Source organism: Pseudobutyrivibrio ruminis HUN009, from assembly GCF_000703005.1.
Taxonomy (GTDB): Bacteria; Bacillota; Clostridia; order Lachnospirales; family Lachnospiraceae; genus Pseudobutyrivibrio; species Pseudobutyrivibrio ruminis_A.
In genome coordinates this window covers 61,943-78,984 of sequence record NZ_JNLH01000002.1, presented here as the reverse complement: position 1 = coordinate 78,984, position 17,042 = coordinate 61,943, and the positions used below count along the sequence as shown (strand labels likewise).

Genomic DNA, 17,042 nt, shown 5'->3' with positions numbered 1-17,042 from the left:
GTGATTCCTTTCTAATACAACGAAAGCTCTATATTAGAAAGAGTCTCACTTAAAGCAACTACAAGCGGCCAATACATAAATTTGACTACAAGAAGACATCCAGCTACCGCAACAAGCGTACATAGCAATGCCTTCTTCTTATTTTCAAGTGGCATTGAATATGTTCTAACCTTAGTAGCTCCATCTCTAGTGATACTTGAAGACAGATAACTATAGCTTCCTGTGAGTATCATTATTAAATCTAATAAATAACCTACGCCAAGAAGCCCAAATGTCAGCGCATAAAGGATTCCTTGTAAGTAATTTCCTGTATAAAATTTATGCCCACCTAATAAGCCAGTCGATAATGCAATAGTGAAAAAACTATCTCCGTCTGCAGTCATACATGGAAAGTAGGCCTCTCCTATTTCATAAAATGTCTGGAATGGTCCTATCTTTGTAGTGATTTTCCTACGAATATCTATAGAGCCATCTTCGTTATATCTATATTTGTCTATCATTTATATCTCCAATAAGGGCAAGCCAAGCTTGCCCCATAAATTAAGCAAAAATGTCCAACATATAGGTTTCTCCAGCCACACCATACTGGTATGAAAGGGTATTATTCTCCAATACATTTGGTACATTATTAGCAGTATCCTTATTTGATAATAAAAGCTCACACGAGAATAATATTTCTTTACCTTCGTTGAATACTGTAAGGATGTAAGTATCCTTTTTAAGATTTCTAAAAGTAAACTCACCATTTTTATTTGTTCTTGTACGAAGCTTATCTTTTCCTTCAAGTGTCACAAGACATCCAGAATAATCAATACCATCTTTTGAAAGTATCTTTCCCTTTACTTTACGTCTTCTAAACCAAATAATTATAAAGAAGATTCCACCTGTTGTTCCTGCAGCTGTTACAGTTACTACAACAGCCTTAATAACCTCAGCTATGTCTTTTGGCTCATCTTTAGGTGTTATAGCCGCAATTCTTTCTGCTGGTTCATTATTTTCAATTTCTACATCATCTGACATAGCGATAATTTCGACCGTCTTAAACTCTAAATCATCATCTTCTGTTCTAATAAAATGATTATCTGAACTATTTGATGAGATTGAAATTACAGGTTTTTCCTCTACCTCAACTTCTTCCAACTCCTCAATTACATTCTCTGGAATGATATTTGGAGTAGAAGGCTCATTAGTGGATGGATTTACAGGAGAATTATCTTCTGGTTTGTTGCTAGGCTCTTCATGAACTGTAGGATCTACTGGATTAGTTGGTTCACTTGGAGTTGGAACATGTACTTCAAGCTTAGCAATAGACTTTGTCTCTCTTGAAAGTTCAGTATGACAATGCTTACAATAAACAACCGCCTCATAAGAACCTTCTGCATCCTCTGTTGCATCAACAATATTCTCTTTAACAGTTGGAGCTGCCACATGTCCAGTTGGCTCTAGCTCTACTGTAGTTCTTGAAAGTTCATCTCCATCATCTTTGCAATATACTACTGAATCATAGTGACCGGCCTCTGTACAAGTAGGCTCTACTCTATTCTCTTCTACAGGCGCTGCTGCTTGATGATTTGTAGCCGGAACAGTGATTGTCTCTCTTGAAAGCTCTTCACTACATCCTTCACAATAAATAACAGAATCATAATGTCCATCCTTTGAATGTGTAGGATTTACATTATTCTCAATCTTACTAGCGCCTGGAGTATGTGTATGTACTCTTGTAAGAGTCATACCTGTTATTGGCATCGTTCCTGGGATATATTCTTTTCCTTCTGCATCAAGCCATTTCTTTCCATACGTGCTTAGAATATCCTCAAGTGGCTCACCATAAGTTACGTAATCAGAATACAGAACTTTTCCATTCTCATCCTTTAGCACCAATTTGAATTTAGCTAATCTAAAGGTATAAGCGACGTACATCATTTCATTGCCTTCCGCAACATTAAAATCCCATTCGTCTCGTGATAAAGTTATCTTCTCTCCCGTTGAATAGATAACAAAGTCTTTAAACCACTCATAATATTCATCCTTTTTTAGCTGAGAAATCGGATTTAGTGGTTGATACATTAAATAATTTGCCGGCTCTATGCCCCAGTAACTAAAGTCATCATCCGTTCCATAGGTTCCGTCAGGTCCTGGTTTTTCTGAGTAATCACCTGATATTACTTTTAATACATCGTTATCCATCTTTATTGTGTATACATATGCTCGACCTGTTTTGTTTAATGGATCATTTTCATCCAAACATTCTTCTTTTAAGATTTCAAAATCTTTTACTAAATATCTGTCATGACGTATTACTTTTCCATATTCTTCATCAAAATACTCATATGCATCAACATCATCGGAAGGCTCAATCAAATTTATAATTGTATAATTATTATTGAAGTCTTCTAATGTATTTTTCTCTATCTCAGGTGTGACAGAAATATATCTATGTGAAACACTATCCTTCATAAATGCATAAACTTTTTTATATGAAGAATCAGCTTTTCCATCTTTGTTGTCATCAATGTACATATATGCAGGACCATGTACTGAATGATAACCATAATCCAACATTGGCAACTCAGGTATTCCTGCAGTTTCTTTAACTACATCAGTTCTAAACATGTCAATAATCTTAAGTTTATCGCAGTACTGAAGCATTTTAGTTGATCTACCGCATCCAAAATCCTCTACATTTGATACATCCCATTTGCTCAGATTTAAATATTCAATACTATTACAGCTTGTAAAAAGCTGTGCCATATTCTTAACCTTGGATACATTCCAATTCGACACATCTAAAGCTTTGACTTTCTCATCACCCCAGAAGAGACTATCCATGTTTTCACAACTAGATGTATCCCATTTAGATACATCTAAATCTGTCACCTCAAGAAGGAAGGATAATGCAGCTTCCATGTCTGTTACATTAGAAACATCCCAATTAGACACATCTAAAACCTGTAAACTCTTGCAGCAATCCAGCATATGACTAATAGTTGTAACAGACGACATATCCCAATTTGCTACATTTAATTCTTTTAGCTTAAAACAGTTGTAGAACAAATAATCCATTGTAGTTACTCTAGATGTATCCCAATCAGATGTATTAAAGCCTCCTTCTAAAGAAGCATTGTAAGCAAACATGCTAGTAACATCTGGCGCCAGTTTAAGATTATTTGGCAGTTTTAGCGTTTTTAATTTTGATTCATGGCCAAATCCTCCATTACCGCTAAGGTCAAACATATGAGCCATCGTTTTAGCAGATGAACAGTCAATGTTTGATAAGTCAATTGATTCTAGGTCGACAGAATAATAAAACATGTTCTCAAATGACTCTACCTTTGAAGTATCTGAAAATAGCCCAGTTGTACTATTAAAATTATGTTCACCATCCAGTGTCTTTAATGACCAACAATGAGAAAACATACTATCCATATTTTTGACATTACCAGTATCAAGAGTTTCCGTTATCACTAGCTTTGATAAATTATTACAACCGCTAAATAACTCACCCATATCAAAACACTCTGATGTATCTACACTGTCGAAAACAATTTCTTGTAGGTTGTCACAATTTTTAAATAGTTCGTATGCATTTTTAAGCTTTACATTATTAAAATGACACTTTGTGATTGTACTTTTCTTCCAGGGTACTACAACTATTCCATCATTAAGGTCACAGAATATTAGTCTATTTTTTCCACCCTGATAATTGTATACAGGGTGGTTAATATATTTCTTTAAATATGCATCGCATTCAATATCATCTTTATATCTTACTGAATATGGTGCTTTCTGCTCTCCCGTAACTACAATTAAGTCTTCCTTTCCATCTCCATCAGTATCATAGTATTCATACTTTAATCCCAGAAATGTTCCTGTAGACATTGATTCGTAATCAGTTGTTCCAACTGTATATGTGGTAAAGTGGTTTGTTTCAAATTCGACTGCTTCTCCAATATTACTAGCAGACATATCTGTAACAGTACCATCATCTGTAATTCTATAAACATTCAGTTGCTCTGATGTATCTACGCCTTTAATAGAAACCGAAACCTCTTCGCTATAGTCTGTTGGCTGATATTGTTCATTTCCTGACATAAGCTTTATATCAAATGAGACCTGAGCTTCAAAAGTAACATCTAACTCATCTTCTATAGTTTTTTCTGGCTCTGTATTTTCTATTTTTTCTGCTACAAGTTCTGTATCATCAGGCATATTTCCTCTTATTAAAATTGTATAACCTGCAACATCCGCCGAAAGTTCCTGATATACAAGCTTTTGATTATCTTCAGTTGACTTATATTCAGCAATAACTTCCTCATCTGAAATGACATTTGAATAATTTCCTATGTATTCAACAAATTCATATCCTTCATGAGAAGGTGCCTCTGGTAATTCTTCAATTGATTCACCTTCATTTACTGTGTAAGAAGCGAACTCTTTATCTTCGACTGAATCAATAAAAGATACTGTAAAGCTTTCTTGGGATTCTTCGGCTTCTTCTGTAACAATCTCTTCTACGTTCACTTCTTCAGTTGATACTTCTTCCTCAGAATTCGAGTCAACATTCTCTTCTATTAAAATTTCATTTTCAATAGAATTAACGATTTCTTCGTCCTGATTCTCTATATATTCAACTTCTTCATCTGTAGTTTCTTGAATATCCTCAAAAACTACTTCATCTGATATTTCTTCTGTCACCTCAACTGGAGTCTCTGTCAATTCTTCTGCATAACTTATAGTTGTAAATATATTGCATGATATAAGTACGCAAGATACTAACGACAATAACTTCTGTTTCATTTACATCTCCTTTCCTGAATCTCTAACTGATGCTTGGACTATCATGGATATCTGCTCTAGATAGATTTCATATTCTGGCCCATCGTAAATCATGAATGTTGCTGATGGCTGATCTACTGCAAACATTGATGTTACAGATTCATCTGTTGTTATGTACCAGGTCACTGCTTTGCAGAACTTTTCTACACCATCTACATTTCTTAATCTAAGAAGCCTACTAAGGAGCTTTTCAACATCTTCATCAGGCACATCATCATCACGATATATCTTGTATCCCTCGCCATTTTCATACTCTTTAGCGTCATCAACCAATGAATATGAAATTACAGGTTCATCTTCTGTCTGAGTTTCAGTAGCATAAACTACAGTCTCATCCACTACCTGTTTTTCGTTTTCTTTATTTTGGTTTGCAACATACACACTAAAAATAAGGAGGTTTACCAAAATTACTACGAAAGATATTTTTCCAAAACTCTTTTTCATATACACCTAACCTTTCATTAAGTCTTCATTCCAATCCTTATGCTTTGAAACAATATTTCTCAACATTCCAAACCTATCTCTACAATCCTGACCTGCATTGTCGTTATCAACGGCAAGTACGCATTTATCTCCATACCTCTCAATTAGTCTTTCTATGGATTTATAATTTGCGACTCCTCCAATTGATACATATAGGGCATTCTCTGTATCCATCTGTTTGATTGTTGCTAAACTTATTGCATCTATAGCTGATTCACATATAAATACTGTTTCAAGCTCTACTCCTGTACTAAAGCTCCAATACTCATCAATAGCTTTTCTTCCATTACCGTGGAAGCTCTTCCCAAAGGAATATGTTCCATGAATTTCATAGTAGGATTGTTTATCATTAACAAAGACACAGTTCTTATATCTCCTCTTCCCTCGGACTACACATGCTTGGTAAATTAGCTCTTTCTTCATTAATCTAGCTATTACCTGTCTTGGTATTCCTCTCGTGATTGTTAGATATGCCATTGTCTCTTTGAATGATTCATCTTTCTCTGGCAGCTCGAATACTGACACATAATCAATTTCACTTCTTTTATACATAGAGATATCAGCGCCTACTTGTGATTCCATTACGCTTTTAAATGTTTCTCCATAATATGTAGTGAGTAGATCAATCAAATTGCCTGAACTACCTTTACCTTGCATTGCAAAATCTATATATCTGTTAGAACCTCTTTTGAAGCAGACTGACTTATTACTTTTTAGTCTTGCCCAATTACCTTCTTTAACAGCATCAAGATTTTTTAATGCATAGTCGTACAGATCAATATTTACGACTTGTTGTATTTGTTCTTGTGTGTACATCTTCACCTCCGCTCCTAAATATAAAATGGCCCACTTTTCGAAAAGTGGTACACTTGAACGAAAAAATTATTAAAATAATTATCGTACGATATTTGTGCAATTTGCGAATTGCTTATTTTTCGTGTGTTTGCAATAATCGACTTATCAATAGAAAGGCGTTTATATGGCAGCAAAAAAAGAGACTTCCAGAGTCACATATGACCCAAATATAGAAGTCGTTAGAAAAAAATATGATTCAGATAATATAAATCGAAGGGAATATTCTCAGGGTAAAGGTACTTATGATCCAGAGTATTACCAGCGCCATAAGGAATATTTCTCCTCTATGCATGAGCGATATTATAAGGAAACATATAAAAGAGTTCCGTTTGACGTACCACGTGATTGGTACAACACTCTTACAGATGTAATTGATTCTTTAGATAAGAAGAGCTCTGTGAATGGCTTTATCAAAAACGCAGTAGAATACTATGTTGCCAACGAGCTCAAAGATAAATGTTTCGAAGAGTATCATATTAAAAAGGCTTTAGTAAAAGCCAACGGTCTTACATGTTCAAAATGTAACAAGGGGTTTGAATCTATTGATCAACTCACCTTAAATAAAGATGGATCTGCTCTAATTTGTTCAGATTGTATCTAGCAAGCTCTTGGTTCCATTCGGAACCAGGAGCTTTTTTCCATTATTTCTTTTTAACGTTACGTTATTCCATATTATTGGAAAATCTTATTCTTTCTCCTGGTTTTATTTTTTCCATTAACTTCAATTAACGCTCCATTAATGCCAATTATTGGAAAATTTAATCTCATGTGTACCATTTCTAGATTTTTGGGCCATTTTATATATAGGCTAGCCTATCAAAATTGGGGGTCCGTTTGTTCCTTGCAAGCATAGGAAAATGTCCCATTTTCCATGAAAATTTCATTTTCATGATACGTTGGGCAAGCCCAAACCCTTGAGAATTGTTAATTCTCAAAGGCTGCGCACTATCAATAATTGAATTAAATGAAATGAGGTTAAGAATGAATAATTACAATTTGTGTATATCTTTAAACCAACAAGAAAAGGCTTTAGTTACTGATTTAGCAAGGTCGCAAAATAAAAAGCCTACAGAGTATGTTAAAGGTTTATTGCTCTCTTTAGCATCTGACGATAGGAAACCTACAATTTATATACCTATGCATAAATTGAACTATGAAATCGGTTCTAAGCAAAAATGTGTTAAGGCTTACTTTACAGATAATGAATTTAAAGCTATAGAGCATATGGCTAAGAATGAACCTCTATCCAGATTTGTTGCCAGAAGAGCTCTTCAAGGTGAGCACGTATTAAATATAGAAGTTAATGATGATGATTATACTTTTGTTTATTCTATCATCGAGCCACTTTATACATCCATCTACATGTACTTAAACAATTTGAAGAGCATAAATGTTATTGAACCAGATGTTATCGATTCTTTCTTAACAGAGATAAAAGAAGCAAATACACATCTTATTCAATTAACAGAACATTTTAAGAAGAATAGACATAGTCTCAGGAAATCAAGGCTTAACGAACTAAGAAAGCTTTCTAATTTTCTCATTAAGGATTATGAACTTCTTTCAGTGGAGCAATAACTATGACTGCGATTTGTAAAACAATTGCTGTTCATGGTGAACACTTATCAAGTCTTTTAGATTATGGGGCCGATATCGAAAAAACATCACTTAGTAACGAAGCGCTTTCAAATCTTTTTACTTATGCTAAAAATGAGAGTAAAACATCCTTTGTTAATCCACTTAACGAAGAAAAATCTTTACTTGTTACAGGCGTTAAATGTTCACCTGAGTCTGCAAATGAAGAGTTTAAAGCAGTACGTGATACTTATCCTTCATCAAAGAGAGGGTTAGGGAAAAGGCAAGAACCTGTAATAGCTATACACCTAATTCAATCTTTTAGTGAGACAAATATTTCTCCTATTGTCGCGCACAAAATCGGTATTGAGCTACTGGAAAGAAATGGTTATATGGGTGTAGTAGATACCCATATGAATAAATCTCATATCCATAATCATATAATTATCAATTCATATATACCGAACATTGAAAAGAAAATTATCCTTGAGAAAAGTTTCTTAATGGCTATTAGAAAACTTTCAGATGAAATTCAACAAGAATACGGTATACCAATCGAGTTTGATGCTCCCCGTAAACAGCTAGAAAAGTCAAAAGATTCTATGACATATGGAGAGTGGGCAGCTCAGCGCAAGAATACTTCATGGAAAGCTGACTTATTTGAATCTATGCTTATAAGCTCTGCTTCAGCATCAGATAAAACAGAATACATCAGTCTCATGGGTCGTTTCGGTTACCATCTGGCAAAAGAAAAGGCTAACGGTGATTTGGTATGGTTCAATCTGGACCATTCAAAGAAAATAAAGGAATCAACTTTATACAGAGAATTTACAGACTCTAACCTTCGTCAGTTTAATCATTCCTATATTCATTTCGATTATTTGGAACAAGGTTATTCGTGGGATGGACGTGAATTAAATGATATAGAAAACTTACTACGTGGAACATACAACACAGTTTGCTTAATGGCCAACTATATTTCATCTGAGCACTCCAAGCATCGACTAAAGGCATACAATCTTGATTTTAAGAAATCTGAACTTTACTGGGCTAACAATATAAAACAGTTGTATTCTGTTGATTCAATTCGAGAAGTAAATGACAAACTCACTTCCGTAGGTACTTCTTTATCGATTGTAAAGAAACAGATAAAAGACTTAGATTGTATTAGAGGATACTTTTCCACTATTGCAGACTACTCCTCTGCTGTCCAGTTGCTAAAGCAGTCTGTATTAGATAATGGTGGCTCACAGGATTTGCTTAATAATCTTTTCTTACCAGATTTTAATTACATCGATCAGCAGGAAAATAATGCTAAGATATCCCCTTTATCATCTGCGCAGAAGAGAAATCTTCATATACTGATGAATAAACATCCTGATTACAGATTATCAAATGCTAAAAAGGGATATAGTAATCTTTCTACAGTAGATTATTACAATATCTCTAATTATTTTAAGTATGGGGGAGATATACCATCTTCCTTATGTACGAAGGATTCTTTTAATCATAATATGGCCTATGAGAATCAGTACTCATATTTAAGAAAGAGATTTCCTTTTCCTGCTAACTCAAGGCAAATCAAAGAATGTAAGGAGCTACTCGTTAATGCTGGAGTCGATATTGCTAAATTGGATTTTAAAGAACTGACATTAGCAGATGTTATTAATATACAAAACTGTTTAGGTCCTATTCCTACTTTAAATAGTATTCATGATCCAGTCTTACCTAGCCCTAATGATATTCAAAAATGTATTGATATATGTAAGCAGACTGGCCTTGTTCCACCAATTAATCCCAAAGACATGTCTTCAAAACAATGTAACCTTTTTTATAGTTGGGCCTGCTCACAAGGTAATAAACCAAAATTTATTGAAAGACCAACCACTATTAATCATGATGTTGCTTTTAATGAATCAATAAATAAACTTTCTCCTGAAATACAAAAATCTCTTATTGCCTATCGAGATGCCGTCATACGACTTCATAAAATTGGTCTATCTGTGGATGAAGTAGAAACATACATTAAACACTTTGTTGATATTGATGATAAATATAATTCATTGAAACATAATCAAACTAACCTTAGTAAGCAATATAAAGATTTAATTCATTTAAAACAAATACTAAATTTCACTCAGGATGTTCATTATGTTTATGGTTCACACGAACTTAGAAGTCAATTTATTGAGTATGAAAAATCCAAAATTGATTCTGATATGGCAAACAAAAATATCGATAAACAAAAAATATTTGATCAAAAGGACAAAGAAATTGATTTTGATTTTTAGTATATGGAAGGCCAGCGAGTATTTCTCCTGGTCTTTATTTTTTATCTCAAAAATATTAAAATATACTTATTAAGAGATAATTTTCTTAAATTCTTGTCAAAAATAGCTTTTTGGGTCTTGCTCTTTCATGATTCAGTCTTCCGAGCCTTAAATCATAGGCTGTAAGCTCGAATTTTGCCCCTATAAGCCATTTTGTGTTTATTCTCGATAATTTATAGGTTATCGCCATTTTTAATCTTAAAATTGATATTTCGTAATTTTTTTATGTTTTTTATATAATTTATGTTTATTATCTTGTTTTTCTTTATTTTATTTCTTTTATAATTCCTCTTTATTATATTAATTAGATATATTATATTGTTTACATTGATTATCTTATCTATCTTATTTTTATTTCTTATACATTATTTGTTGTTTATCTTATTTGTCTTTATTTCATAGTTAGGATATTATTTATTATTATTCATAGTTATATAGTATTGATTATTTTTATGTTTTAGACTATTATTATATTAATTACAGATATGATAATTATTAAGGTTTATATGATTTAGCTTATTAATATAGTTTAGATAATATTGATTGTTTATAATATTAATAAGAATTAGATTAAAAGGATAAGTTGTATAGAATATAGAAATTATGGAATTTATATAATTTATAAAATAATTATTTCTTATATAAATATGATAGTTTATAATAATTACAGAAACGGAGAATAAAAATGAAAGTAATTTGTATGACCACATCAAAAGGTGGAGCTGCAAAAACAACAAACACAGTTGAGACAGCTGCCGCTCTTAAGATACTTGGTAAGAAAGTATTAGTAATAGACATTGACCAGACAACTGGATTAACAAAGTATGTCGGTGCTTACTATGAACCAGAAGAAAGACAGAATCTGGGAATTAAGACAATATATGATGTTCTAACTGGTGATTGCTCAGTAGATGACGCTATTCTTGACGTCGAATGCTTTGATTTAATCTCAGGAGATGAAAGACTTGCAAATCCTCAGGTAACATTCAACAAAGAGGATGACCAGTATTTGCTTAAAGATATCTGTGAAATGCTTGAAGAAAACGGATACGACTACATTTTCATCGATCATGGCCCTCAGAAAGACCTTTTACAGAAAATGTCATATATTGCATCTGACTACTTCTTCATCACAACATTGATGGCTGAAAACGACAGACAACAAGCAAAAAATGCGGTAGCAGAGATTTCACAATTACAAAAATCAAGAAACAAATTAGTTACTGGTGATGTATATGGATTCATTGTAAGCAGAGTAAAGAAAGTTTCTCTTTCAGACCTTGCTATTAACGATATGGCAGAAGAAGCTGCTATTTACAAGGAAAACAGGTCAGTTGAACCACGAATCTTCACAATACCTGATGCAATAGCAATTGCAGAGGCTCAGACCTTTAAAGTACCTAATACAATGGCTCATAAGAGTTCAAACGTATCTAGAGCATATTATGACTTAGCAGATTATATTTTGGAATTAAAGTAAGGAGGATAAATAAGTGAGTAAAGCAGATTTATTATTAAAAGCACAAAATTCAAAAAGAACTTTACCTAAGAGAGAAGCTTTGCCTCCTACAAAAACGGTGTTGAGTGATGAATCAACTATTATTGAAACACCAAAAAAAACAGAGGAAAAGCCTGCTGTAGAGCCTAAAGTTGAACAGCAAGAACCACCAGTAAAAACAGAAGCACCAAAGAAAGAGCCAACAAAGAAAAAAACAGTATCTGAAACAAAAAAAGAAAAGAAGACAAGTAAAAACGAAGGGACAACAAATATCACAGTAAAATATTTTGAAGCTCTTGATCAGGAATTCTTTAATGCTCAAGCAACACTCAAAGGTAAAGCTAAATGGCAATATCTTGATTTATTGGTTGAGAAGGACATGAAAGAAACAATAAACAGAACTGATGACCTTCATAAAGAAATTAAGTTTATGGAATCATCAAAACCTGGAAATCTTCCTGTTACAGAAGAAACAAAAGCATCTTTAATTAGACAAGCTGCCATGCATTCATTCAGTGGAGTTGCTCCATATGTAGCTTATCTTGTTCGCAAAGAAAGATTACAAACACCAGGATGGAATTAATCTATATGACCTAGTAATTAAGTTTACTGGGTCTTTTTTTTGTTCTCTGTCTGCTGAGATAGATATGTATAAAAAAGTAAAGATTAGTATAGATAGTATAGTAGATAAGCTCTAAACATTGAAAATAAAGGATTTTTGAAGATTTTTGGAAACAAAATTAAGAATGATTGGAAACAAATTTAAGCCAAAAGGGAACAATAAAGAGCCAGAAAGAAACAAAAATAAGACAAAAAGGAACAAAATTAAGAGTACTAAAACAAATGCAATAAATGTTTCCAGGGAACAAAATTACGACTCCAATATTCCTCGAAAATTCGTTGAAATAATGTTGATTTTATCGCATTTGTGGAAAGTTGTAACACTGATTTTACCTAAAAAAGGAACAAAAATAAGACTAAAGGAACATGTCGTAAAAATGTTCCCAAGAAACAAAATTACGACTAGAAAATACAGTAAATATAAAATAGATAAATGTTGTATTTATAGACTTTAGAAACGATAAAAATGCAAAGAAGAGTTTAAAAGGAAACAAAAATAAGACTGAAAAAACATTTACGTCAAATGTTCCCATATAGCCCAAATTCACTATAATTAAAGAATTTTAGCTATAAGATATCACTTAATATTGCTAAAGGGAACAAAATTAAGACTAAGAGGGAACTTTTAAAATAAATGTTGCTATGGAACAAAACTAAGGGTAATATAATATAAGTAATAAATAACTATGTAGGGTGAGAATAATGTCATACAGAGTACAAGATAATGATGGGAATTACAGAGTTTATAACCCTAAAACCCAATCATTCGTTGATGAAGATGAATATCCATTAGGTTCAGGGTTAGGCCAAACTGAACATCAGCTGTCACACACTAATAAAGGAAATATTTACGACAGAGACGAGATAAAAGCTGACGTTGTAGATGAAAAAGGTGTAGCTGTAGTTTCTGAAGATGAGACAAAAATTAAAGAATTTATAAAGAATGCAATATCTCTTGATAATCTAGTTGCAACATTTACAAAAAATTCTCATGAAACACTCCTTAAACTATTAGCACTCCAGAATAATAAGCATCCACTTAAAAAGGGTGGAGCTGGTATTGCTTATAGAACAGATGCGTTAATCATGCATTGTAAGATGGAGTTTACTACAGATGAGAACATCGTATTTGATGCTATCTTAGGTACAATGTCTTCATTTCCAGATAATGAGACATATAGGATTGAGCCTTCATCATTTACCAAGCTTTCTAAATATAATAATGAAAAGTATCTTTATGATGTATTTAGAAGAGGTACCTCAAAGCTAGTCGATAGACATTTAAAGTTTGAAGATCTTGGTGAAGACGGTAAAGATGATATTGTTGTCCCTTGGTTTGATATTTTAAGATATCACAAGAAGGATAAGAAAAATGAAGTAGCATTTATTGAGTTTAGACCAACAGACTTTTTTAAGGACTTGGCTTTATGTTCCGGATTAGTACATGGAGCGTATGGCTCAATTGAGGTTACAACTCAGCTAAGAGGAAAATATACAATAGCGTTATACTGGTTCCTCGAAAATAGAAAGAGATATAAAGAGTATCCAAATGCAACACCTGGTATCTTTGAAATAGCTCTTGATGAGTTTAAGCATCAGTTCTCTATCCCAGAGTCATATAAATACAATATGATAGAGGAAAGAGTTCTGAAACCTGCTTACGAAAGTATCAATGAAGTAGCGGAATGTGATTTTACTTTTGAATATGAGGTAGTAAGAGAAAGAAGCAAGGTTTTAGGATATAGATTTAATATATCAGAAAAGAACTATATTGAATCTACCGCAAAAGAGATTATTGAAATCGAAGAAAAAGAAATGGATCCACTTAAGGAACAGATAGGTCAAACAGCTGCGATGCTGGGAATCACCTTCACTCCTGAGGAGATAGACAGAGTTTTTGCTTGTGCTAAGAGAGAAAACAAAGATATTCAATATCTCATGCAGATTCTTATAGCTTTCAAGTCCCGTGTTGAGAATAAGGAACTTGATAAAATTGAGGATAGGATAGGTTATATTTGTGCAATGATAGCACAAGGAGCAAACCCTAAACCTGAGAAGACTGAAAAGAGTAAAAACAAATTCAATAAGTTCAGCCAGCGAGATTATGACATGGATGAATTAGAAAGACAGTTACTAAAACATTAAATAGTTGTTGATTTTTCGAGGCTCTAGCCATTGTGCTAGAGTCTTTTTTTTATGCAAGTGTACCATTTCTTAATTTTTGGGCCATTTTATATTTAGGAGGCGCAGAAGGAAAGTGAGGTAATAGATGTTAAACGAATTTAGATTATTAGGACGCCTTGCTGGTGATCCAACAATTGCAGAGAAATATACAAGATTCCCTCTTGCTGTAAAGCAAGATAAAAGAGGGGATGCTGAGCCTGAGACAGACTTTTTTAATATGACATGCTTTGGTAATACAAAGAAAGTCGTAGATGAGTATTTGTCAGATGGCAAGGGTAAGCTCGTTTTAGTATCAGGTAGTGTTAGAAATAACACATATGAAAAGGATGGAGAGAAGAAGTACGAGATTTCATTTATTGTAGATAGAATCGATTTTTGCGAAAAGGCTTAATGCATAGGCGCCTCCAATGTTTAGGTGAAAAGATGAGAAAAAGAAAAAATATAAATGTAAGTATGATTCCATATGAAAAATGTTTTGAAGATAGCGGGATTATAAGTAGTAGCGAAGGAACATATAGTAAATCATATAGGATATTAAATGAGAAAAAGACGGATTCTACTATTGATCTGGAACTTATATATTTGTCTATTTCTGAATTATACGTGGGATTAAAAGATACGTCATTTCAATTTGTTATTCGAAATGCTGTCATTGATAAGGATGAATATTTGCAGGAAATACAGATTGAGGAAACAGATGACAGGAAAGTAAATGAAGTAATAGCAAAATACAATAATGTATTAGCTAAAAACATAGATGTTGGCCATAACAACTATAAATCTGATGTGGTACTTACAGTCAAAGTAAGAGCAGATAATCATTTAGAAGCCATTGAGATATTTGAAGAGCTTATGGGCATAATAGCTAGACAAGTTGAAATCATTCCAGGGTTTAAAGTTTATCCAATGTCTTTGATTGAAAGATTAGAGCTTATGCATGATATCTATAATCCAGATATTGATTCAACATTGGATATATCGAAATTCAAGCAGATTACTACTAAGGAACTAATTGCAGCCTCGTCGTATGACAAGAGAAATCGTAATTATTTAGGACTTGGAAGACATTTTGTGAGGATGTTTCTTATTAATAATATTCCAAGTGAGAACACAGATACAATACTTAATGATTTGTTATCTGTAAGTAACAACAGCATTTTATCTATAGGTTATCAACCATTAGATTCAATGATTGGTTATAACGCAGCAAAAAGAGTAATCAAAGAAAACACGGAAATACAGGAGATTCCTGTAAGAAGAACAATTGAAGATAGAAAACAGAAGAGAGTACAAAAAGTAGAAAACATTATAGATGAATGTGAATCCGACAGTTTTACTAGAAATGCTATTGATATCTTAAGAGACAGTGCTGCAAAAGAAGAGCCAGTAATTCAAGTATCATTCATTATAGGTCTTTATGCGGAGTCATTAGAGGAACTTGAAAGAGATACAAAGATGTTAAAGCTGTCTGCCTCAAAGTATTCTTGCCAGATTAAGACTTGTGATTATATGCAGGATAAGGCTTTTCAATCAGTTTTACCTTTAGCAGAAACAAAGATTGATGTATCGAGGGTATTTAACATTTCTAGAATTAGTAGGATTCTTCCAATAAATATCAATGGCTCTAAATCTACTAAACCAATGCTTGAAGGACTTAATGCAATTAATGACAATATGGTTTTTATTGACAGATCGAAAAATCAGATAGCCTTGATTACTGGTGGATCAGAATATGCTAAAAACTATTCACTTAAAAGGGAAGTAGTTAACACCCTTATGTCTACAGATGCAACTGTTGTTATAGTGACTAATAAATCGGAAAAATACAAAAAACTTACGGAGACCTTTGATAGTAAGATTTTTAGAGCTGTGACAGCAGATCTATTTTCCAGAGATGAAGATTATGGTCTAGATATTGACTATAAAAAGGCACGGGGTATTTTCTTGGAAGCATTTGTTACTGCGAAAGATGGATTTTATAAGCGAAGGCTAATGAAGGAAGAGCTCAAAGAGTATTACAAGAAAGTTGAAACAGATGTTGGTCTTATTAATGAGATGCATGATTACAACATGGCACTTGATTATCTTGATATGAATCCAAAACGATGTGAGCTTTTTAGAAGGGCAATTGGAGATTATATTGTAAATTCAACTCCTCCATCACTAGATGAATCAAGAGTCAACATTGTCGAAATAGAGAATTTTGCAGAATATTTGACAACATTGGATTATTTGTGGAGTCAATCTATTAAATTGAAGAAAAACTGCAAGAACTTATGCGTGTTTTTGGATGCAGTGGATGAATTCCTTAAATCAGAAACTACATCAGATTATTTAATATCTATCTTAGACCGTTGCAAACGGCTTAAAGTGCCTGTAACAATGGTTTTAGAAGAATCAGTAAAGGTTGTAACAGATGATGATGCAGTAATTGAACTTGAATACCTGTTGAAGAAGATTTCATTATTCAAGATTTTATCAGTAGGACCTATAGAACGAAAGTATTTTGTTGAAAAATTGAATATACCAAAAATATTGGTGCCATATATTACCGATAGGGAGCCTAAAGAAGGTATCATAATAAGTCCATCTCTGAATATCGCATTCAATGATCATTTTGAGAATAGTGATGAACCATTCTTTAGTATTTTTAATTAGCT

13 protein-coding genes are annotated in these 17,042 nt (G+C 32.9%); 9 read left to right on the top strand and 4 right to left on the bottom strand.

Annotated elements, in window-relative coordinates:
* Nucleotides 1–11 precede the first annotated feature (11 nt).
* From BO15_RS0112730 to BO15_RS0112715, 4 genes are read right to left on the bottom strand one after another with little or no spacing between them, the layout of a single operon-like run.
* Nucleotides 12–500: a TM2 domain-containing protein gene (locus BO15_RS0112730; RefSeq protein ID WP_033154963.1), complete on the bottom strand. Its 489-nt coding sequence runs from the start codon at nt 498–500 to the stop codon at nt 12–14.
* A gap of 40 nt (nt 501–540) precedes the next feature.
* Nucleotides 541–4,797: a BspA family leucine-rich repeat surface protein gene (locus tag BO15_RS0112725; protein WP_033154962.1), complete on the bottom strand. Its 4,257-nt coding sequence runs from the start codon at nt 4,795–4,797 to the stop codon at nt 541–543.
* Nucleotides 4,798–5,280 carry a hypothetical protein gene (locus tag BO15_RS0112720; protein WP_033154961.1) on the bottom strand — a complete coding sequence of 161 codons (483 nt, stop codon included), beginning with the start codon at nt 5,278–5,280 and terminating at the stop codon, nt 4,798–4,800.
* A 6-nt stretch (nt 5,281–5,286) separates the two neighbouring features.
* The gene (locus BO15_RS0112715) at nt 5,287–6,135 is read right to left on the bottom strand and encodes a toprim domain-containing protein (protein WP_033154960.1); all 849 of its coding nucleotides are present in this window, start codon (nt 6,133–6,135) and stop codon (nt 5,287–5,289) included.
* Nucleotides 6,136–6,298: 163 nt separating this feature from the next.
* Here BO15_RS0112715 and BO15_RS0112710 point away from each other — a divergent pair, with 163 nt between their 5' ends.
* The 9 genes from BO15_RS0112710 to BO15_RS0112670 all read left to right on the top strand — a co-directional run bounded on the left by BO15_RS0112710 (nt 6,299) and on the right by BO15_RS0112670 (nt 17,040).
* Nucleotides 6,299–6,775 (top strand): hypothetical protein, encoded by a 477-nt coding sequence (locus BO15_RS0112710; protein WP_033154959.1) that lies wholly within the window; start codon nt 6,299–6,301, stop codon nt 6,773–6,775.
* 536 nt (nt 6,776–7,311) lie between these two features.
* Complete coding sequence (locus tag BO15_RS0112705; RefSeq protein WP_167541235.1) at nt 7,312–7,752, top strand: hypothetical protein; 441 nt, start codon at nt 7,312–7,314, stop codon at nt 7,750–7,752.
* Between the two features lie 2 nt (nt 7,753–7,754).
* Nucleotides 7,755–10,040 (top strand): relaxase/mobilization nuclease domain-containing protein, encoded by a 2,286-nt coding sequence (locus BO15_RS0112700; RefSeq protein ID WP_033154957.1) that lies wholly within the window; start codon nt 7,755–7,757, stop codon nt 10,038–10,040.
* Between the two features lie 724 nt (nt 10,041–10,764).
* Nucleotides 10,765–11,559 carry a ParA family protein gene (locus BO15_RS0112695; protein ID WP_033154956.1) on the top strand — a complete coding sequence of 265 codons (795 nt, stop codon included), beginning with the start codon at nt 10,765–10,767 and terminating at the stop codon, nt 11,557–11,559.
* A gap of 13 nt (nt 11,560–11,572) precedes the next feature.
* Nucleotides 11,573–12,160: a hypothetical protein gene (locus BO15_RS0112690; protein WP_033154955.1), complete on the top strand. Its 588-nt coding sequence runs from the start codon at nt 11,573–11,575 to the stop codon at nt 12,158–12,160.
* A gap of 163 nt (nt 12,161–12,323) precedes the next feature.
* A complete protein-coding gene (locus BO15_RS0112685; RefSeq protein ID WP_033154954.1) occupies nt 12,324–12,653 on the top strand; it encodes a hypothetical protein in 330 nt (109 codons plus the stop codon).
* Between the two features lie 247 nt (nt 12,654–12,900).
* On the top strand, nt 12,901–14,343 hold the full coding sequence (locus BO15_RS0112680; RefSeq protein ID WP_033154953.1) for a replication initiation protein: 1,443 nt from the start codon (nt 12,901–12,903) through the stop codon (nt 14,341–14,343).
* A gap of 124 nt (nt 14,344–14,467) precedes the next feature.
* Entirely contained in the window at nt 14,468–14,773 is a 306-nt protein-coding gene (locus BO15_RS0112675; protein WP_052169965.1) for a single-stranded DNA-binding protein, read from the top strand.
* Nucleotides 14,774–14,805: 32 nt separating this feature from the next.
* On the top strand, nt 14,806–17,040 hold the full coding sequence (locus BO15_RS0112670; protein WP_033154952.1) for a hypothetical protein: 2,235 nt from the start codon (nt 14,806–14,808) through the stop codon (nt 17,038–17,040).
* Nucleotides 17,041–17,042 lie beyond the last annotated feature (2 nt).